The 19,756-nt window shown below is 59.9% G+C and carries 16 protein-coding genes; 3 read left to right on the top strand and 13 right to left on the bottom strand.

Annotated features, from left to right (window positions below; all coding sequences use genetic code 11):
- Window positions 1-7 precede the first annotated feature (7 nt).
- Together JRJ26_08850 and JRJ26_08845 are read left to right on the top strand one after the other, a co-directional pair.
- Window positions 8-1,108, top strand: a complete 1,101-nt coding sequence (locus JRJ26_08850) for an AI-2E family transporter (protein MBW2057588.1) — start codon at window positions 8-10, stop codon at window positions 1,106-1,108.
- Window positions 1,101-1,535 (top strand): hypothetical protein, encoded by a 435-nt coding sequence (locus JRJ26_08845; GenBank protein MBW2057587.1) that lies wholly within the window; start codon window positions 1,101-1,103, stop codon window positions 1,533-1,535. Before JRJ26_08850 ends, JRJ26_08845 begins: the two co-directional genes overlap by 8 nt.
- 117 nt (window positions 1,536-1,652) lie before the next feature.
- On the opposite strand, the gene gpmA is transcribed toward JRJ26_08845, so the two are convergent.
- From gpmA to JRJ26_08820, 5 genes are all read right to left on the bottom strand, one after another.
- Window positions 1,653-2,402 carry a 2,3-diphosphoglycerate-dependent phosphoglycerate mutase gene (gene gpmA, locus JRJ26_08840; GenBank protein MBW2057586.1) on the bottom strand — a complete coding sequence of 250 codons (750 nt, stop codon included), beginning with the start codon at window positions 2,400-2,402 and terminating at the stop codon, window positions 1,653-1,655.
- A gap of 65 nt (window positions 2,403-2,467) precedes the next feature.
- Window positions 2,468-3,775 (bottom strand): phosphopyruvate hydratase, encoded by a 1,308-nt coding sequence (gene eno, locus JRJ26_08835; protein ID MBW2057585.1) that lies wholly within the window; start codon window positions 3,773-3,775, stop codon window positions 2,468-2,470.
- A gap of 18 nt (window positions 3,776-3,793) precedes the next feature.
- Window positions 3,794-4,726, bottom strand: coding sequence for an L-lactate dehydrogenase (locus JRJ26_08830; protein MBW2057584.1), 933 nt, complete (start codon window positions 4,724-4,726; stop codon window positions 3,794-3,796).
- A gap of 144 nt (window positions 4,727-4,870) precedes the next feature.
- Window positions 4,871-7,252, bottom strand: coding sequence for a glycoside hydrolase family 65 protein (locus tag JRJ26_08825; GenBank protein MBW2057583.1), 2,382 nt, complete (start codon window positions 7,250-7,252; stop codon window positions 4,871-4,873).
- Window positions 7,253-7,361: 109 nt separating this feature from the next.
- A complete protein-coding gene (locus tag JRJ26_08820; GenBank protein ID MBW2057582.1) occupies window positions 7,362-8,123 on the bottom strand; it encodes a beta-phosphoglucomutase family hydrolase in 762 nt (253 codons plus the stop codon).
- A gap of 450 nt (window positions 8,124-8,573) precedes the next feature.
- Here JRJ26_08820 and JRJ26_08815 point away from each other — a divergent pair, with 450 nt between their 5' ends.
- On the top strand, window positions 8,574-10,235 hold the full coding sequence (locus tag JRJ26_08815) for an alpha-D-glucose phosphate-specific phosphoglucomutase (protein ID MBW2057581.1): 1,662 nt from the start codon (window positions 8,574-8,576) through the stop codon (window positions 10,233-10,235).
- 125 nt (window positions 10,236-10,360) lie between these two features.
- On the opposite strand, the gene JRJ26_08810 is transcribed toward JRJ26_08815, so the two are convergent.
- From JRJ26_08810 to JRJ26_08775, 8 genes are all read right to left on the bottom strand, one after another.
- Window positions 10,361-12,106: an aldehyde ferredoxin oxidoreductase gene (locus tag JRJ26_08810; protein ID MBW2057580.1), complete on the bottom strand. Its 1,746-nt coding sequence runs from the start codon at window positions 12,104-12,106 to the stop codon at window positions 10,361-10,363.
- 112 nt (window positions 12,107-12,218) lie between these two features.
- On the bottom strand, window positions 12,219-12,659 hold the full coding sequence (locus JRJ26_08805; protein ID MBW2057579.1) for a 4Fe-4S binding protein: 441 nt from the start codon (window positions 12,657-12,659) through the stop codon (window positions 12,219-12,221).
- Window positions 12,660-12,737: 78 nt separating this feature from the next.
- A complete protein-coding gene (pyk, locus tag JRJ26_08800) occupies window positions 12,738-14,168 on the bottom strand; it encodes a pyruvate kinase (protein MBW2057578.1) in 1,431 nt (476 codons plus the stop codon).
- 32 nt (window positions 14,169-14,200) lie between these two features.
- Entirely contained in the window at window positions 14,201-15,490 is a 1,290-nt protein-coding gene (locus JRJ26_08795; protein MBW2057577.1) for an ATP-dependent 6-phosphofructokinase, read from the bottom strand.
- A gap of 22 nt (window positions 15,491-15,512) precedes the next feature.
- A complete protein-coding gene (locus JRJ26_08790) occupies window positions 15,513-16,490 on the bottom strand; it encodes a class II fructose-1,6-bisphosphate aldolase (GenBank protein ID MBW2057576.1) in 978 nt (325 codons plus the stop codon).
- Between the two features lie 81 nt (window positions 16,491-16,571).
- Complete coding sequence (locus tag JRJ26_08785; GenBank protein ID MBW2057575.1) at window positions 16,572-18,404, bottom strand: V-type ATP synthase subunit A; 1,833 nt, start codon at window positions 18,402-18,404, stop codon at window positions 16,572-16,574.
- Entirely contained in the window at window positions 18,379-19,062 is a 684-nt protein-coding gene (locus JRJ26_08780; GenBank protein MBW2057574.1) for a DUF2764 family protein, read from the bottom strand. The genes JRJ26_08785 and JRJ26_08780 overlap by 26 nt, the downstream gene beginning before the upstream one ends.
- On the bottom strand, window positions 19,059-19,754 hold the full coding sequence (locus tag JRJ26_08775; GenBank protein MBW2057573.1) for a hypothetical protein: 696 nt from the start codon (window positions 19,752-19,754) through the stop codon (window positions 19,059-19,061). Before JRJ26_08775 ends, JRJ26_08780 begins: the two co-directional genes overlap by 4 nt.
- Window positions 19,755-19,756: the final 2 nt, after the last annotated feature.

Raw genomic sequence — 19,756 nt, 5'->3', positions numbered from 1 at the left:
GACACACATGCACCAAGACGATTCTAGGTCAAAGGGGTTCCGGATTCTCATCGCCGTGGCGGCGTTCGTGGTCGTTGTGGCGGGAATGCGGGCTGCCGAAACTCTGCTCGTACCCTTCCTCTTGTCCGCCTTTATTGCGATCATATGTGCCCCTCCCATGTTCTGGCTGCGGCGAAGGGGCCTTCCCACGGCCGTGGCTTTGCTGATCGTCATAGGTGCAATCATGGGAATCGGGCTTGTCATGGGCACCCTTATCGGAGCCTCGCTCAGCGACTTCTCCAGAAATCTGCCCCTTTATCAGACACGGCTGCAGGAGGAAGCAGCGGCTCTGATACCCTGGCTCAGGGATATGGGCGTCAAGGTTTCCGATCAGGTCCTCCTGAAGCATTTCAATCCTGGAGTGGTCATGCGGCTCGTGGCGAGCACTCTCGGCCGGTTGGGCGGGGTCCTCACCAACGCCTTCTTGATACTGCTGACAGTGATCTTCATTCTCCTTGAGGCCTCGAGCTTTCCAGCCAAACTCCGCGCCATCATGAACGACTCCGATCCATCGCTCGGCGCTTTCGACAGGGTCATAGATGATGTGAAACACTACATGGCAATGAAGACGTTGGTGAGCCTCGCAACGGGTATCTGCATCACTATCTGGCTTGCAGTCCTCGGTGTCGACTACCCTTTGTTGTGGGGCCTTTTGGCCTTTCTGCTCAACTTTGTGCCCAACATCGGCTCGATCATCGCCGCGGTTCCGGCAGTCCTTCTGGCCTTTGTCCAGCTTGGGGTAAGATCGGCTCTGCTGGCCGGGCTCGGATACTTGCTGGTAAACGTCGTGATAGGGAACGTGATCGAACCGCGCTTCATGGGGCGGGGACTGGGCCTGTCGACCCTGGTCGTTTTCGTTTCCCTGGTCTTTTGGGGTTGGGTTTTGGGCCCGGTGGGAATGCTGCTTTCTGTTCCCCTGACCATGACCGCGAAAATCGCTCTTCAGAGCAACGACGAGACCCGGTGGTTGGCCGTTCTCCTGGGATCAGGGGCACCGGCCGAATCCGTTTCGCCAAGGCCTCCGCAGGCTTCAAGGGTCGAGTCGTCCGGAGAGGAAGCCGATGAGTAGGAGGAGTATGTTGCCTGTTGCGATTGCGGCGGTCGGACTCGCTCTGGGAGGGTGCAGCAGCCACCTGACACGGACTCCCATCGATCCATCCGCGATTCCGGACCAGAAATACGACGTCACCGTGTACAGGAGGTTCATGTCCTCCTCTTACGCGGTCCTGTTTGATATCCCCGACGACGGTAGAAAGGTCTTCATGAAGAACCTCAAGTTCACCCAAAGGGTTGGAAGGGACTCTCCCAGTGTGTATGTGGAGGAATTCCAAGACCGCATCAAGTATTACAGAACCGTCGAAATCGGCGATAAAGACGGTCCGGTGAGAGGATACCTCATCCTGTCCAGCACCTTGAACTACTGGCTGAGTCCTGCGGGAGAAAGGATCATGGTCGGCATCGAGCCTGACCCAGCCTATTCCTATGGACTCCCATAGGGTCCTTTGCCTTTTGTGCAAGACAAATCCCGGGCTCCCTTTCCCACACCTGCCGTTCCGCAACGGGCCCCACCCGGGCTTGAGTTCTTCTCACGAGTTGCAAAACGGGGCGGCTCGCTACGGCTTCTGCTGCAGCTGGTTCGCAACGGCCTGGGTAGCCCGCCGGACCGCCTCGGGGTCCCCCAGGTAGTAGCTGCGTATCGGCGTCAGATCGTCCTCGAGTTCGTAGACCAGAGGAATCCCCGTAGGGATGTTGACACCGGCGATCTTGTCGTCAGGAATCCGGTCGATGTACTTGACGAGACCCCGCAGGCTGTTGCCGTGGGCGGCGATGAGTACGCGCTTGCCCGACTGCACCGCCGGAACTATCTCTTCCCTTGCATAGGGAAGAAGGCGGTCAATCGTATCTTTCAGGCACTCCGTGAGGGGAAGCTCCTCGACGGAGAGATCTGCATAGCGCGGGTCATTGCCCGGGTAGCGCGGATCGTCGCGGGTGAGGGCGGGTGGCCTGACATCGTAGCTGCGGCGCCACAGCTTGACCTGTTCCACCCCGTGCCGCTCAGCTGTCTCCGCCTTGTTCAATCCCTGGAGAGCTCCGTAGTGCCGTTCGTTGAGGCGCCAACTCCGGTAGACAGGGATCCACATGAGATCCATCTCTTCGAGCACAAGCCAGAGAGTCTTGATGGCCCTCTTGAGTACCGAGGTATAGGCGATGTCGAAGACGTACCCCTCCCTCTTCAGGATGCGGCCGGCCTCGACGGCTTCCTGGATTCCTTTCTCGTTCAGCGGGACGTCTGTCCAGCCGGTAAACCGGTTCTCCCTGTTCCACTCGCTCTCGCCGTGGCGGAGCAGTACAACCCTTTTCATAAGGAGTCACCTCTTTCAACCGGGATCGTTTTGATCCGTGCGGCCGACCATTCTCCCAATCTTTGTCAGAATCGTACCGGTCTCACAAAGGCTTCCTTGCCCGCATACCGTGCAGTGCTACCCAGATCCTCCTCGATACGGAGGAGCTGGTTGTACTTCTCAACACGCTCTCCCCGGGCAGGAGCGCCGGTTTTCAGATGCCCCGCATCCAGGGCCACGGTCATATCGGCGATGAAACTGTCCACCGTCTCGCCGCTGCGGTGGGAGACAAAGGCCCCCCATCCTGCCCGCTGGCACATCCTTACCGCTTCAATCGTCTCGGTCAGGGTACCGATCTGGTTGAGCTTGATAAGAGCGGCGTTGGCCGTCTTCTCGCGGATGCCCCTGGCGATATACTCCACGTTGGTGACAAAGAGGTCGTCCCCCACCAGTTCGATCACGCCGCCCAAACGCCCGTTGAGTATCTGCCAGCCTTCCCAGTCGTCCTCGGCCAGCCCGTCTTCCAGCAGGCAGATGGGATAGGTGCTGACGAGCTTCTCGTAGTAGTCCACCATCTCGCCAGCGGTACAGGTACGCTTCTCGGTGCGCAGCCTGTAAGTACCGTTCTCGAAAAACTCACTCGATGCAGGATCGAGGGCGATGCCCACGTCTTCACCGGGCCTGAGGCCGGCCTTCTCGATAGCCTTGACGATAAACTCCAAGGGCTCCTCGTTGGAAGATACCCTAGGGGCGAATCCTCCCTCATCACCTACCCCTACATGGTGGTCCGCTTCCATCAGCACCGACCGGAGGGCCTGATAGATCTCGCTGGCCCACCGCAGCGCCTCACGGAAGGTCCCTGCCCCATAAGGACCGATCATGAACTCCTGAAAGTCGGCACCCTGCCACCTGGCATGGACCCCACCGTTCATGACATTGAGCATGGGCACGGGAAGCCGGACAGCCCCCACCCCACCGAGGTACCGGTACAGGGGAAGACCGGCCGCCATCGCCGCAGCCCTGGCCACGGCCAGAGAGACGCCCAAAACGGCATTGGCTCCGAGTTTGGCCTTGTTGGCAGTTCCGTCCAGCTCGATAAGCGCCCTGTCGATTGCCGCCTGGTCCCTCACATCCCGGCCCTTCAAGGCGTCGTTGATGGGACGATTGACGTTGTCAACCGCTTTGAGCACCCCCTTGCCACCGAAGCGCTTGGGATCGCCGTCACGCAACTCCAATGCCTCACGGGAGCCGGTGGAGGCTCCAGAGGGTACGGCAGCCCTCGCGGTGATCTCGCAGGCCAGCCTCACCTCCACCTCCACGGTGGGATTGCCACGGCTGTCGAGAATTTCACGGGCCATGACATTCGTGATCTGTGTGCGATTTTGTCCAGACATCGGTCACCATCCTTTCTTTCAGTATCCGATCGCGCTTGCTGCCTCCTTGAGGATCTGCGCGCTCTTGCGAAGTTCCGAGTGCTCCTTTTCGGAAAGCGCGGGCGGAAGCGTTGCCACAACACCCATGGCGCTCACCACTCTCGGGATTGACACGGTCACCTCTTCGACCCCCTCGACCTCAGGGGTGAAGGCGGAGACCGTGAGAACCGCCCGCTCGTCATCACGAATGGCTCGGGCAATCCGGGCGATTCCGGCTCCGATCCCATAGTAGGTCGCCCCCTTTCCCTCGATTATGCGGTAAGCCGCACGCCTCACACCGTCGTCCACCCTCGACTTGATCTCTTCGGTCACCGGGCGGCCGCTCTGCTCGGCAAAGTCAAGCAGGGGGACACCCCCCACCTTGGCGCTCGACCAGACCAGCACCTCTGAATCCCCGTGCTCGCCCAGTACGTAGGCGTGAACCGACTGCGGTGCGACCCCGAGATATTCTCCCAACAAGGTGCGGAATCGAGCCGTGTCCAGGATGGTTCCAGACCCGATGACCCGCCCGGCAGAGAGGCCCGAGATCCGCGTAACGACCTGGGTCATTACGTCCACGGGGTTGGAAACAATTAGTAGCATGCTTTCCGGGGCATACTCAAGTACCCGGGGGATGACCTTCCCGAACACCTCTGCGTTGCGCTCCAGAAGCTGGAGTCTCGTCTCCCCGGGCCGTTGGCCCACTCCACAGGCAAGCACCACAAGGCCCGCTCCTTTGAGCTGGGGATAGTCCCCGGCAGAGATACGCACCGGCCCGCCGAAAGGGGTCGCATGGAGTATGTCCTCGGCCTGGGCTCGTGCCAGGTCTGCGTTGAGATCGAGAAGAACCACCTCGCTTGCGGCCCCGCTCAGGGCAATGGCGTAAGCCCCCGTGCTGCCGACAAACCCGCTTCCCACTACACCGACCTTCATGGATCAACCCCCGATCTATTCCGGTGATTTCAGGATCCGGATCCCAAACCAAATCCTGATGTCAAAATGCCGGAGCTTTTGCTCCCCCTCATGCCTCGGTCAGGCATAAAGCCCGCCAGTACCATCACGAAAATGTCCCGTCGTTCATCGCGCCTTCGCAGCCCCACGCCTTCGCGAAGAGCGCAGCGTTCTGGTAACAGGAATGCCCGGTGAGAGCCGGATCTCTTCGTCCTCGTGCCGGATAACCAGGCTCCCACCTTCCCGCAAGGAGTACGTGACAGACTCTCGGCCGACATCCACTTCCAGCACCTGGCCGCGAATCCTCAAAGGAAACCGAATCCGCTTCGCCTTCCCGGGCAGCGGCCTCGGGTTGAAGGAGATCCGCCCTTCATGATCCCTCATGCCCGCAAATCCATATACCAGGGAGATCCAGGTTCCGCCCACCGAGGCAATATGGATTCCGTCCTGGGTGTTACCTGCCACATCGGCGAGATCCATGAGCACCGCGTAAGTGAAATACTCCATGGCCTGTTCCGGATAGCCGATCTCCGAGGCCAAGACACTCTGGATGCAGACCGAAAGTGAGGAATCCCCCGTGGTCAATGGGTCGTAGTAGTCGAAGTTGCGTTTTTTCTGCTCCTGCGAGAAATCCTGTCCCAGAAGAAACATGGCCAGCACGATATCCGCCTGTTTGATCACCTGGTGCCGGTATATCACGAGAGGATGATAGTTGAGGAGAAGGGGGTACTTGTCTGCCGGGGTATCGGCAAAGTCCCAGACCTCCTTGTCGAGGAAGCTGTCGTCCTGCGGATGGATTCCCAGCTTCTCGTCAAAGGGAACATACATCCTGTCCGCGGCTTTTTCCCACTCCTCGACCTCGGAAAGATCCAGGCCCGTCCTGTCCACCAGGGCCGCAAAACGCTCCGGGTCCTCACTACGCAGCGATTCGACCGTCGCCGCCGCGTACCGCAGGTTCTCCCGCGCCATGAGATTGGTGTAGGTGTTGTTGTTCACGACCGTGTTGTATTCATCCGGCCCTGTCACACCGTGGATGCAAAACCTCCCGCCCCTTCTTTTCGAGAAGAACCCGAGATCCCGCCAGAGGCGGGCGGTCTCCACCAGCATCTCGGCACCCTCCCGGTAGAGGAACGCCTTGTCTCCTGTCGCCTCAACGTACTTTCTCAGGCCGAACATGATGTCGGCATCTATGTGATACTGTGCGGTTCCAGCGGCATAGTACGCCGAGGCCTCCTCACCGTTTATGGTGCGCCACGGAAAGAGAGCTCCTTTCTGGTTCACCTCCCGTGCCCGCTGCCTGGCCTTGCCCAACATGCTGTGGCGAAACTTCAGCAGGTTCCTGGCTATTCGCGGCGAACTGTAGATGAGGAACGGGAGCACATATATCTCACAATCCCAGAAATAGTGGCCGTCGTAACCCAGGCCCGTGAGCCCCTTGGCGGGAACACCCGCACCTTCCGCGCGACCGGAAGCCTGGAGGATCTGAAAAAGATTCCAGCGAATGAGCTGCTGGGCTTTGGGGTGGGCACCCTCAATCTCTATGTCGCTCCTCTGCCAGAAATCATCCAGGTATTCCTGCTGTCCTGCCAGCAGATCCCCGAATCCATGGCTCAGGGCTCGGTCCAGGGTCCGCTCCACCCTTTCGCAGAGTTCTTCCGGAGGGGCGCTTCTCGACGTGTGGTAGCTCATGTATTTGGTAATCCGTACGGGCATGCCGGGTTGTGCATCGACCGAAAAAACAACCTTGCCCCCGTCTTCGGAAGGCTCCGTCTTGCACGAACAGGAGGCGGACTCGGTCTCCATTACATGGTCGATACCGCAGGCCAGTGTCATCTTGCTGCTGCCGGTCGCATGACCCAACACGATGCGGTAATTCTTGGCGTAGTTCACCCTGGGCACAAGAACCCGGTCCTTCAACCCCCGGGCCCGGCGAGGATCGCTGTCCTCAGACAGATTGGTCCGGTCTGTGGCCATCTCCGATGAAATAACCACCGGGGCCCTGGCATTCACGACCGTCACCTCATAGGACACCGCTGCCAGGTGCCGGTGCTGGAAAGAGACGAGCCTCCGCGATTTGATGGAGACACGCTTCCCCGACGGCGTCTCCCAGAGCACCTCCCGATCGAGCGTGCCGGCCTTCATATCGAGCACGCGCTCGAAGCCGAGAAGATCCGCAGTGGGAAGGTAGAATGGCTCATCATCGACATAGAGCCTGATGATCTTGGTGTCCGTCACATTCACGATGCTCTGGCCGGTCTTGGCAAACCCGTAAGCCTCCTCTCCGTAGACGATGGGCCACGACTCGTAGAATCCGTTTACAAAGGTCCCGTTCTGAAAGGCAGGCTTTCCCTCCTCGAAGGTCCCCCGCATGCCGAGGTAACCGTTGGCCAGGGAGAAGAGGGTTTCGGTCTGGGCCAGGAGACGGGGATAGAATCTCCTCTCCACGAACCTCCAATCATCCGCCGGATAGACGTACTCAGGAGGTTCCCGAATCTCGCGTCTGATCATTGGTTCTCCTTCTCAAAAACAAAGACAGCCAAGGGCCAAAGGAGCCAGAAGACCGCTCCTCTGTGTCCACCGCGATTCCCGCCGCTTTCCGGATCCAGGCCCTGCCGGTTCAAGGGATCATTTCGCCGAGGTCGGAGACGACGATTTCGGCCCCGTTCTCTCTCAGGGCATCGGCATCGCCCTTCCGGTCAACGCCAACAACCAACCCGAAACCGCCGGCACGCCCCGCCTGCACGCCGGAGATCGCATCCTCAACGACTACCGCCCGCGCGGGCTCAACGTGGAGTTGGTCGGCCGCCTTGAGGAATGTATCCGGTGCCGGCTTGCCGGCGAGTTGCAGACGAGCGGCGACCTCGCCGTCGATCCTCACGTCAAAGAGTTCTGTGATCCTCGCGGCCTTGAGAATCGCCTCACAGTTGCTGCTCGCCGAAACGACCGCCGTCTTGAACCCCCGGCTGCGGAGGTGACGGACAAAGGCCACGGACCCCTCGTACGCCTCGACACCCTCTGAATCGAGGACCTCTTTTACCAGCCGGTCCTTGAGGTTGCCGAGGCCGCATATCGTTTCTCGGCCAGGCGGAGAATCCGGGTCGCCGTAGGGCAGCTCAATGCCCCGGGACTCAAGAAAACTCCGGACCCCCTCGCAACGGAGCTTCCCATCCACGTACCGTCTGTAATCGGTCGCGATGTCAAAGGGCCGAAAGGGTTCGTTCTTCTCCACGGCCCTCTCCTTGAGGTAATCGTCCAACATCTTCTTCCAGCAGGCCGCATGGACTTTGGCCGTATCGGTCAGGACACCGTCAAGATCGAAGAGTACGGCGTCGAACCTGTCCCGCGTGATGGTCCTGCCCAATTTTTCGGATTGACCCATTACGTGTTTCCCTCCCAAGCACCAGCCCGTGCCCGGCTGCAGACCTCGACCGGTGTTCCGTTACGGAAGGCCCTCACCGAGATGAAAACAGGCTTTCCCAAAGCCCTCCTCCCATACCACCAAATCCCGTCTGCCGCACACTACTCACTAGGAGAGTAGCAATCGGTATGCCGCCAGTAATCGACTCGTAAAATATACGATAACATCTTGAACTTTCGAGGATTTTTCTATACTACCCGACAATCCGAGCGAACTCTTTTGTGAACTAAAGGTCATCGAATCCGGAGGCTTTTGGGAAAGGTCCGGGACAGCGGCGGTGGAGAATCGGTTGGCACGGCCCATAAACACGGACACGACTTTTCTGTCGTAAGCAGATGACGAAAAAGACGGATTGGATTTTCCGGGAGATCTCTGTTATACAGTTCACAGAATCCATTTGCGGGGGAGAAAATGCCTTTGCATCCGCTTGCCGGAAAGCCTGCGCCGAGGTCACTGCTCGTCAGTATCCCCAGGCTTGTCTCAGCGTATTACACCTGCAAGCCAGACGTTTCGGACCCGTCCCAGAGGGTCGTGTTCGGTACTTCGGGCCACAGGGGCTCGTCACTGAAAAACAGCTTCAACGAGGACCATATCCTGGCCATCAGTCAGGCAATCTCCGAATACAGGCAGTCCAAGGACGTCACCGGCCCCCTCTTTCTGGGCATGGACACCCACGCCCTTTCCGAACCGGCCCTTAGAAGCGCACTCGAGGTCTTTGCCGCAAACGAGGTCACGGTCATGATCCAAAGGGGCTTCGGCTATACTCCGACCCCCGCGATCTCTCACGCCATCCTGACATATAACCGGAACAGGAAACACGGGCTCGCAGACGGCGTGGTCATCACCCCATCCCATAACCCCCCCCAGGACGGCGGATTCAAGTACAACCCCCCCGAGGGTGGGCCCGCGGACGCGGAAACAACTCGGGTTATCGAAAACAGGGCCAACAAAATCCTCGGGAACCGGCTTGGAGGGGTCAAGCGCATACCCTTCGAGAGGGCCCTCAAGGCAGGCTCCACCCACCAGTACGACTACGTCATCCCGTACGTGGAGGACCTCCAGAGCATCATCGACATGGAGGTCATAGCAAGGACAGGGCTGAGAATCGGGGCAGACCCGCTCGGTGGTTCCGGAATCGACTATTGGGACCCCATTGCCGACCGATACGGCCTCGCCATAGAGGTGGTGAACCGGGTCGTCGATCCGACCTTCTCCTTCATGACCGTGGACCGGGACGGCCAGATCCGCATGGACTGCTCCTCGCCTTACGCCATGGCTGGTTTGATCGGGTTGAAGGACAAGTTCGATATCGCATTCGGTAATGACACGGACTTTGACCGCCACGGTATTGTGACGAGGACCGGTGGGCTCCTCAATCCCAACCACTATCTCTCCGTTGCCGTCTGGTACCTCTTCCGGAACCGACCGGGCTGGCCAAGGGATGCCGCCGTGGGCAAGACGCTCGTGTCGAGCTCCATGATCGATCGGGTGGCGGCCCACCTGGGCAGAAGGCTCTACGAGGTTCCCGTGGGTTTCAAGTGGTTTGTGGAGGGTCTCATTTCCGGCTCTTACGGCTTTGCCGGAGAGGAGAGTGCCGGCGCTTCCTTCTTGCGAAAAGACGGCACGGTCTGGACTACGGACAAAGACGGGATCATTATGGATCTCTTGGCTGCCGAGATTACCGCCAAGACGGGCAAGAACCCGGCCCAGCTCTACAAGGAGCTCGAAGAAGAATTCGGCCTCACCGTTTACGAGCGCATCGACGCGGCCGCCACAACGGAGGAAAAGGCCGCCCTCAGAGGGCTCTCCCCTGAAATGGTTACGCCGGAAAAACTCGCCGGAGACCGGATCATCGCCAAACTCACCCGTGCGCCTGCCAATGGTGCCCCCATCGGAGGCATCAAAATCGTCACGGAAAACGGCTGGTTCGCCGCCCGTCCATCGGGCACGGAGGAGATCTACAAGATCTACGCGGAAAGCTTCAAAGGGAGAGAACATCTCAAGAGGATCGAGGAGGAAGCAGAAGCCATCGTCCGTGCCGCCCTGGCCAAGAAGGCCATGGGGAAGGTTTGATCCCGGGCGGTGACAGCAGTTCACGACTTTCAGGGTATTCTCCCGGCAGAGACGGAAACCTCCGTGCACTTCGTCGTCACCAAAAAACGCGGGTTTCGCTCTCCGGACGGGCTTTCTGACCCGTCTTAAGCCTCCTTCCCGGCCAGTGCCGCAATGCGTCCGGCGTACTCATGCATCAGGGCCGAGAGGAAGCCTTTGTCCACCGGCCCTTTCCAGGTGGTGACTTCGGTAAAGCGCTTGGGGATATTGACCGCCCGGGGGTCAAAGCCCGTGGCGAAGCGCGTCTGCCACCGCCGTCTCTGGATATGGAGCGAGACCTCGTCCATATTGTCGGCCAAGGCATCGTAGCCAACCGACCTCAGGCAATCGGCCAGAAGTTCCTCGCCATAGACGCCCCGGGCGAAGAGGCACGAAACCATTGAGGTCAGAAAAACCCGGCTCTGTTCGTCACGGACCAGAAAATCCACTGCCTCCTCCACGTTTTTGTCCGTGTGTTTCTGATCATAGGAATATCCGCCTGTGTCCAGGTGCGAATGCCGAAACCCCAGAGACTGGGCCGTGAAGAAGACCTCACCCGTGGCATAGCCGGCCATCTCCTGTCCGAGGACGCAGGCAAAGTCCCGGCCTCCGTATCGCTCCGCCGCCTTGATCGTTCCCTGCCCGAGCACGCGATAGAACTCGTTTTTCCCACTTCCCAGGTGGTGGATCGCCTGTTTGTACGCCTCGGCCTCTCCGAAATTCAAGGGGACGAGGGTCTCCTTCTCCGAGATGATGCCCTTGTCGAGGGCCTCGGTGGCCCACGCAAGGGCCACACCCGCCGACATGACGTCCAGGCCCATCTTCTCGGCCCCATCTATGATGCCCAGCACGTCGAAAGGGTTGGTCACCATGAGCATGGAACCGGTGGCAAAAATAGGCTCGTGGTCGTAAGAGACCTGGCGGTATAGGTACTGGTTTTCCTCCATGAACCTCTCACGCACGAAACCCATGTGGATGCAACCGACAGGACAGCCGGAACAGGCCATGTTCCGCAGGAGCGTCTCGTCGGCAAACCTCTCGCCGGTGATACCTTCGATCCGGGGATCACTGGTCTTCTGGAGGTTCCGGCAGGGGAGAGCCTTGAGCCCGTTCAGCACGGCCACGTTCACAGGGGTGCCCAGGTTGTGGTACTTACTCATCATATCGGTGTCTGTGAGTTGCCTGTGCACCTCCTTGAAGAGCCTGGCATACACCCTGCCTTCCGGCAGACCGAATGAACCGTCCCCCTGGATCACGATGCCCTTGAGATTCTTCGATCCCATGACCCCTCCCCCGCCGAGTCTGCCGAAGTGGCGGTAGGTATCGACGTTGATGCAGGCCATGGCCGAACCGGTTTCACCTGCCGGGCCGATCCGCAGAATGCTCCGGTGCCCGGATCCTCCGAACATGCGGCGGAGCAGCTTGCCCGACATCTGGACGTTCATCCCCCACATGTAGTGGACATCCCTGATCTCAAGGTGGCGCGAACCCACGGAAACGCAGCAGGGCCGTTCGGCCTTCCCGGTGATCACGAGCCCGTCCAGGTCGGCGAATCGCAGGGAAAGGGCCGAACGCCCCCCACCGTGGCTCTCGGCATACTGGTCGTGGTAGGGTGATTTGAAGGCGCACACGGTCTTGCTCATCAGGGGGAAGTAACCCGTGAGGGGCCCGATGGCAAAGATCAGTGGTTGATCCGGGTCGTCCCAGGGTTTGCCCGGATAGCCGTATTTGTTGAAAAGAACCGCCGCCAACCCGCTGCCGCCGGCCTCTTTGTTCCTGCCTTCGAGGCTGACCACACTACCCCGGCCTGTAGAGAGATCCACGGTCAGTATCCTGAAATGATCCCTTATCATGATGTCACCTATAGTCAGATAGATCTCTGAAAGATGTCACTCTTTATCGTGATTTTTAACGAAGACCAGCAACGAACCACGGACACGGTCGTCTCAGTAGCTCTCTTGCAGACTATCCAGGTGCCCCAGCATGGTCCCCCACCGAATATGTGGCCGGGGCCTCTGCCATTTCCAGACAATCATGAGGGCAGAAGGGTACGCACCGGCCGCAGTGGATGCAGACAAAGGGCTCGCCCGAAGGATCCAGATAGATGGCGTCCACCGGACAGGCCCTCGCACATTCGCCGCAACGGATGCACAGCTCCTTCTTGACCACCACGCCTCCGCCCTTGCGTTGAGAAAAGGCCCCGGTGGGACATGCAGCGGCACAGGGGGCCGGATTACAGGCCAGGCATGGTTTTGCTTCAAAACCGGTAGACAGGCCGCCCGAAGAGATTATACGAATGCCGGCCGCCTCCCAGGACAGGCGGTTGTGGAGCAGCCTCGCACAGGCGAGCGAGCAGGAATGACAGCCGATGCACCGGTCCATACGTGGGGTAGTGAGTATCTTCATAGGGCAACTCCTTGAGGAGCATTAGAATGATGGTTTTTTCCCAAGACTACAACTCCACATGCTCTTCCCTTTTCCGCCTTATCCCCGGCTCAGGTCGATGAGCTCCATGCGGTTGTTTGCTTCCGGATGCTTTGAGGACGGCCCTTCGGTCAGGATGACGAGGTCTCCCTCCACACCATGAGACTCCAGCCAGTTCCTCGCAAAGGCGTTCCAGTCCTCCGGGTGGTCGGGCTCGTACACGGGGTAGATCCCATAGGAGAACTGGAGCCCCTGGCAGGTAGCCTCCTGTGAGCTCACAGCCGTTATCCATACGGGAAGTCTGAACCGGGCGATGCTTCTCGCGGTCGCACCGCTGCGGGTGGGGACGATCACGGCCGCGGGGGAGATGTGCCCCACCGTGGTCTCCACACTCAGGGCGATCAGGTCCGTGAGGCCGAGATTGCCGTTGCGGCTGTAACTCCTCACGGTCTCCCGCACAGAGTAGCTTGCGCGGTGCGGTTCGATAGCCGCGGCGATCTTGGCCAGCATGGCCACGGCCTCCACCGGATACCTGCCCATGGCCGACTCGCCCGAAAGCATCACGCAGTCGGTGCCGTCGAGGATGGCATTGGCCACATCGGTGGCCTCCGCACGGGTGGGGCGCCGGTTGTCGGTCATGGACTCCAACATCTGTGTGGCCGTGATCACCGGCTTGCCCAGCAGGTTTGCCTGCACCATCAGGCGCTTCTGAACAACCGCAATCTGCTCGATAGGTATCTCCACCCCGAGGTCCCCCCGGGCGATCATGATGCCGTCGGCGGCCCCGAGGATCCCGTCCATGTGATCGAGCGCCCCGGCCCGTTCGATCTTGGCGATGATGAAGGGATGGTAACCCTGGGCGGAGGCGGCCTCGCGGACCGCGGTAATGTCCTCGGCGGTCTCGACAAAGGACTGGCTGACCGCGTCTACACCCTGTTCCATGGCGAATTTCAGGAACTCGCGGTCATCATCGGTGAACGCCCCGATGCCGAGGTCGATCCCGGGGAGGTTGAGACCCTTGCGCGAGCGCAGTTCGCCGCCGACAAGAACCCGGCACACGACGTCGTTCCCCTCCACCTTTACGGCTTCAAGCTGGATGAGGCCGTCATTGAGAAACAGGATATTCCCGGGCTTTACGGCCTGCGGCAGCCGGGCGAAACTCACCGACACCCGTCCCGTGTCGCCGACTATGTCCTCGGTTGTCAGGACAAAGGAGTCGCCGGGCCTCAACTCGATCGGTTCTTTGGCGAGCCGGCCGATCCTCATTTTCGGACCGGGCAGGTCCGCCATGATGGCCACACGCCGTCCCACCTTGCGGGCCGCAGCACGGAGGCTCTCGATCACCTTCTTGTGACTCGAAAAGTCACCGTGGGAGAAGTTGAGACGCGCCACGTTCATACCGGCCCGGATCATCTCTTCCATGATCTCCTGGGCCTCGGACGCCGGTCCTATGGTACATACGATCTTGGTCTTGTTGGCTGGAAGTGCCATCGCCTTCCCCCTGGAGGAAAACATAAAGGAAGTCAAACCATCTCCCTCGGCTGTCCTGTACAGGCCAGGACGTTGTCCCACAACCTTCCATTGGGATCGATCTGCTTCCGCCTGGATACGGCGACCCGGATCGGCACGTGGGTGAATTCGCTTTTCCAGTAACCCACAACCATGTCGGTTCGCCCCGCCATCCCCGCATGAACCGCATTGTGGCCGAGAAGCAGGCAGAAGGCCGAGTCGTGAGGGTTTGCAGGCACACTCCGGATCGTGTAGCTCGGGTCGATGTACTTAAGATTCAGCTCCGTCCCGACCTTCCTGAAATACTCCCTGATCCGGTCTCTCAGAAAGACGCCTACATCCCCGAAGCGGACGTTGCCGGATGCATCCCGCTCGCCTGTCTTCTCCATCAGGTCCTGTCCGGCTCCCTCTGCCACCACCACCACCGCATGGCTTCGCCTCTCGAGCCTCTGTCTCAGTGCCTCGAGAAAGGCTTCGAGAGTGAAACGAGCCTCCGGAATCAGACAGAAGTTGACGTCGTTGTATGCAAGGGCAGCATACGCCGCGATAAACCCCGACTCCCGGCCCATGAGCTTGACCAGGCCCACTCCGTTTCTCGCCCCCCGGGCCTCCGTGTGTGCCGAGTAGATGGCTGTCCTTGCCTCGGAGACGGCGGTCTCAAAACCAAAGGAGAGATCCACTGCCGAGATGTCGTTGTCTATTGTCTTTGGAATGCCGATCACCCCGATCTTCAGGTTGCGCCGTCCGATCTCCTCGGCGATGGCCCCGGCCCCCCGCAGGGTGCCATCCCCACCGATGGCGAACAGGAGTCCCACCTTCCTCCGCTCCAGGGTATCCACCATCTCCGAGATGTCCTGGGACCCGCGTGAGGAACCGAGAATCGTTCCACCCTTCTGGTGGATGTCGTCTACCACTTTTGGGTCGAGTTCCATAGGGACGTGGCCGTACCTGTCCGTGAGTCCCTCGTAGCCGTAGCGAAAGCCAAAAACCGTCCGCACCCCGTAGTGGTAGAAGAGCCCCATGACAATCGCACGGATCACATCGTTCAGGCCCGGGCACAGGCCACCGCATGTCACGATACCACAGTTGAGCCTTGAGGGATCGAAGAAGATCTTCTCCCTCGGCCCGGCCATCTCGAAGAACGGGGGGCTCTTACCCGTTTTCAGGATCGCCTCGATGTCTCTCAGGTTCGAGTGATAGAGCACGTGATTCCCGTCGCCTACAAACCGTGTCCTCGACATCGGTGACGGGACCTGACACTCGCCCAGCCTCGAGACCCCAAGATCAAGTTCGCTCACTTGCATAGGTGACCTCCCAAAAGACCGCTCATGCCTTCCCTGCGCTGCCCAGGACATTCTCGTTTTTGTGCTTCACCATGCGGATCAACTCCTCCCGGGCAGGACCGAGGTATTTGCGAGGATCAAACTCCTCTGGTTTCTCTACGAATACTCTCCTTATGACAGCGGTCATGGCAAGCCTCCCGTCGCTGTCAATATTGACTTTGCAGACCGCCGAACGAGCAGCCCTTCTCAGCTGCTCTTCCGATACACCCACGGCGTTGTCGAGCCTGCCGCCGAACCGATTGATCGTGTCGACGTATTCAGGGATGATCGTAGAAGCGCCGTGGAGCACGATGGCAAAACCGGGGATCCGCTTCTCTATCTCTTCGAGGATATCGAATCTAAGGGGAGGGATCTCCTCGCCTGGCTTCACCTTGAACTTGTACGCCCCGTGAGACGTGCCGATTGAAATGGCAAGGCTGTCGACACCGGTCTTCTCGACAAAGGCTTCCACCTCTTCGGGCCTGGTGTAGTTGGAGACCTGAGATACGACCTTGTCTTCGATTCCTGCAAGCACTCCCAGCTCTCCCTCAACGGTTACATCCCTGGGATGGGCATATTCCACGACCTGCTTTGTCAGCCTTACGTTGTCCTCAAAGTCGTGATGGGAGCCATCGAGCATAACCGACGAGAAGCCTCCGTCAATACAGGCCTTGGCGAGCTCGAAGCTGTCGCCGTGGTCGAGGTGAAGGGCGATGGGGATGTTCACGCCCATACCCTTCATCATCTCCACTGCTCCCATGGCCATATACTTCAAGAAGGTCTGATTCATATACTTGATCGCACTGCCTGAGGCCTGCACGATGACCGGCGACTTGGATTCCGCGCAGCCTGTCACGACGGCCTGAAGCTGTTCCATGTTGTTGAAATTGTATGCCGGAACAGCATACCTTCCCTCGATCGCCTTTCTGAACATCTCCCTGGTATTTACCAGTCCAAGATCCGTGTATTTTGTCGTAGCCATGATCGCCCTCTTTCATTCGGTTTTTTGATAGGTCCTGGAAAGCCAGGACCCGCCTGAGTTCGGCGGCTCTGCCTGAGCCTCTCAGGCGATCCCGGAGTACTCTGCCGCCAGTTTCTCGATCTCCTGCCGGTAACGCCGGTACTCGGGGGATTCGGGTGGGCTGTAGTTGAAATTCTTGTAAAGCCCGGTGAGCCGCATGAAGAAATCACGGGCCTCGTCCTTATCTGTAAACCGGTATTCCCTCTCGACCAACCCCTTGAGCAGCTCGAAGCTCTCCGTCTGCCTCTTGCGGGGCATGGAGACATCAACCTCGTCAAAGGCGTCTTGCTGGAGGTAGACCATGTCGAGGAGAGTCGCCTTTTGCCAGAGGATATAGTCCTCGATCGTGATCCCCTCTTCACCCGTTACCTGCATCATCTGGTAAACCGTGTCGCCTCGTTCCAGCAATTCCATCATGGCACGGACGTCGGCGGTCCATCGAGCGCCCAGATGCTCGCCGAACCAGTCCTTGAGCTGCTCGAGATAGCGGGACCAGGAGATAAGCGGATCGATCGCCGGATAGAAACGCCGGTAGGCGCGGTCCGACGAGAGCCCCAGGAAGGTCTTCACGGTTGCCAGGGTCGCCTGAGTAACCGGTTCATCAAAGTTGCCACCTGCAGGGGAGACGGTGCCGATCAGTGTCAGGCTTCCAACCGATCGGTCCGGGCCCCTGATCACCCCCGCGCGCTCGTAGATGCTCTTGATCGCCGAATCGAGGTAGGCCGGAAACGCCTCCTCCCCCGGAATCTCCTCCATGCGGCCCGATGTCTCCCGCATGGCCTGGGCCCAGCGCGAGGTCGAATCCGCGATGACCAGGACGTTGTGGCCCATCTGGCGGTAGTACTCGCCGAGGGTGATCCCGGTGTAGATCGAGGACTCCCGCGCGGCCACCGGCATGGATGAGGTGTTGCAGATGATGATCGCCCGGTCCATGAGCGAACCGCCGGTACGGGGGTCCTTGATGTTCGGGTACTCCGTAATCGTTTCCACCACTTCACCTGCACGCTCGCCGCAAGCAACGATGATCACCACGTCGGTCGTCGAGTACCGAGCGATCAGGCTCTGAAGCACGGTCTTGCCGGCACCGAAGGGGCCGGGGATGCAGGCTGTTCCGCCCCGCGCAATCGGGAAGAACGTGTCGATGATACGGGTCGTCGTGGTCAGCGGTTCGGACGGATACAGCCGTTCGGCAAGGCGGCGGCGGAGCATGGCTTCGGGTACGGGCCGCCGCACCGGCCACCGCTGCCTCATGGTCAGTTCACGCTCCACCCCGGCCGGGGTGCGAATCCGCGCAACCGGTGTTTCTATGTTGAAGCTCCCCTCCCGAATCCAGGTAACCTCGACCGCATCCCGCTCGCCGAAAGGCACCATGATCCTATGGGTCACCGGGCCCTCCGGCACTGTTCCGATGGTCTGCCCGGCCACGACCCTGTCACCCATCGACACGGTCGGTGTGAAAGGCCATCTCTTCTTTGGATCGATGGAGCTGATATCAACGCCCCGGGGAAGGAAGAAACCGTATCGGCTGGCCAGAACCGCCAGGGGGTTTGCCAGGCCGTCCAGCACCTGTCCGAGCAGGCCGGGAGCGAGTTCTACCGACAGCATCTCACCGACGAGTTCGACCGGATCTCCGACGCGAACGCCCTCTGTATCCTCAAAGACCTGCATGTCGGCCGTGCGTCCACGGACCCGGAGTACCTCCGCCTTGAGACGCTCGTCACCGACGCAGATGTAGCCTACCTCGTTCTTCATGATGGGCCCGTCCTCCACCTCGATGGTGACGAGGCTCTCGCGCACGCCGACAACAGCGGCCCTGCCGCGCCCCTGGTGGGAGCCGGGTTTGCCTCGCTCAGCCGAAGACCCTTTCTTTTTCATCTATTACCCCCGATACCAGTTCTTCAAAACGCGCTTTTGCAGCCTCGCCGTTATGGGACAACCACCGCTTGACCAGGTCCCACTTGAAGAGGTAGGCCAGTACAGCCTCGAACCCGAACTCGTCTCCCTCGGCGAGTCGGTCCGCCCTCTCCCAGTTAAGACTCATTAGCAGCCGCTCCAGGGCCAGCGCCTCCCCGGACTCAAGGAGGGCCCGTGCCCGGGGAATCCAGGGATAAAGGGCAGTGAGTCCGAAATCCACTTCGCCCCAATTGCGCTCGATGTGTCTTGCCAAGGGGCCGACTCCCCACGGCTCTCCGGCCTCGGGTACGGGGAGGCCGCGGTGGCGCCGCCTGAGCGCCGCCATGACGGTCCGCAGATTGACGGGAAACTCGAACACGCCCTTGAGCGCCGGGCGGTCCATCAACTCGGCGAGCCGTCCGTACTCGACCGCCATCTCCCCGCCGGTGCGCGCCATGGGCCGGCCCTGCCATGCGAGCAAGGCCACGGCACGATCCACCACTTCACCATCTTCGGGTTCGAGCATGCGAAGCCTCTCGCCAAGGCGCTGGGGGTTGATCGGGAGTCGCTCCGCCCGGTCGAATCGCACCAGCCGCGGAAGGCTTGCAACAAGCGTGTAGTACTGGTTTTGGCGTTTCACGGCTGCCTCTCCAAATAGTCCACACCGGAAACAATCGCCTGGAACCTCGGGATCAGATAGCTGAGCAGCAATTCCGACAGGGCCTTGTCGCTCAGATCGATCTCAAGGTCCTCACCCACCAACCGGATACGCATGCCCCCGTTGCTATCCCCGGAAGGCTTCAGCTCAACCCCCTCGCGCAACATCTCTCCGGAGATACCCAGAACAAAATGGCGGAGACGCTCCCTGCCTTGATCGGTCAGCACACGGGTACCCTTTTCTTCTGCAACAAACAGTTCGTCGGACAACAGGAGTTCCACCGGCCGATCTTCTGTCGTCTCTGGGATCGACCGGCCGAAGAAAAACAGGATCAACTGCCTCAGGAAATCCTTGTCTTCGAGCTCCACCGACACCAGCCGCCTGAGGTGAGCCGCAAAGGCCGCCTTGACCTCAGACTGGAGCTTGAGCCCGGTGTCACGGAAGGCCAGTTGGATCGCCTCCCTGGCAGCGGCACGGTCGGCCTCGATCTCGGTAAGGGCCCGATCCCGAAGTTCATCTGCCTCGGCCCTGGCCTGCACAAGGATCTGCTCGGCCTGTTTTCGAGCCTCCCCCAGAACCCTCTCGGCCTCCTGCCTGCCTGCTTTTACCCCCTCATCTCGGAGTCTGTCGATGAGCTTCTGTACTTCGGATGGAGCCTTTGGTGCATCCGTCATGG

This window comes from Deltaproteobacteria bacterium, assembly GCA_019308905.1.
Classification (GTDB): domain Bacteria; phylum Desulfobacterota; class BSN033; order WVXP01; family WVXP01; genus JAFDHF01.
This window is presented reverse-complemented; position numbering and strand designations above follow the sequence as displayed.

Coding starts and splice junctions, on each gene's coding strand:
- JRJ26_08850 (MBW2057588.1), top strand. CDS start 8: ATGCACCAAGACGATTCTAGGTCAAAGGGGTTCCGGATTCTCATCGCC.
- JRJ26_08845 (MBW2057587.1), top strand. CDS start 1,101: ATGAGTAGGAGGAGTATGTTGCCTGTTGCGATTGCGGCGGTCGGACTC.
- gpmA (MBW2057586.1), bottom strand. CDS start 2,402: ATGAAAAGGGTTGTACTGCTCCGCCACGGCGAGAGCGAGTGGAACAGG.
- eno (MBW2057585.1), bottom strand. CDS start 3,775: ATGTCTGGACAAAATCGCACACAGATCACGAATGTCATGGCCCGTGAA.
- JRJ26_08830 (MBW2057584.1), bottom strand. CDS start 4,726: ATGAAGGTCGGTGTAGTGGGAAGCGGGTTTGTCGGCAGCACGGGGGCT.
- JRJ26_08825 (MBW2057583.1), bottom strand. CDS start 7,252: ATGATCAGACGCGAGATTCGGGAACCTCCTGAGTACGTCTATCCGGCG.
- JRJ26_08820 (MBW2057582.1), bottom strand. CDS start 8,123: ATGGGTCAATCCGAAAAATTGGGCAGGACCATCACGCGGGACAGGTTC.
- JRJ26_08815 (MBW2057581.1), top strand. CDS start 8,574: ATGCCTTTGCATCCGCTTGCCGGAAAGCCTGCGCCGAGGTCACTGCTC.
- JRJ26_08810 (MBW2057580.1), bottom strand. CDS start 12,106: ATGATAAGGGATCATTTCAGGATACTGACCGTGGATCTCTCTACAGGC.
- JRJ26_08805 (MBW2057579.1), bottom strand. CDS start 12,659: ATGAAGATACTCACTACCCCACGTATGGACCGGTGCATCGGCTGTCAT.
- pyk (MBW2057578.1), bottom strand. CDS start 14,168: ATGGCACTTCCAGCCAACAAGACCAAGATCGTATGTACCATAGGACCG.
- JRJ26_08795 (MBW2057577.1), bottom strand. CDS start 15,490: ATGCAAGTGAGCGAACTTGATCTTGGGGTCTCGAGGCTGGGCGAGTGT.
- JRJ26_08790 (MBW2057576.1), bottom strand. CDS start 16,490: ATGGCTACGACAAAATACACGGATCTTGGACTGGTAAATACCAGGGAG.
- JRJ26_08785 (MBW2057575.1), bottom strand. CDS start 18,404: ATGAAAAAGAAAGGGTCTTCGGCTGAGCGAGGCAAACCCGGCTCCCAC.
- JRJ26_08775 (MBW2057573.1), bottom strand. CDS start 19,754: ATGACGGATGCACCAAAGGCTCCATCCGAAGTACAGAAGCTCATCGAC.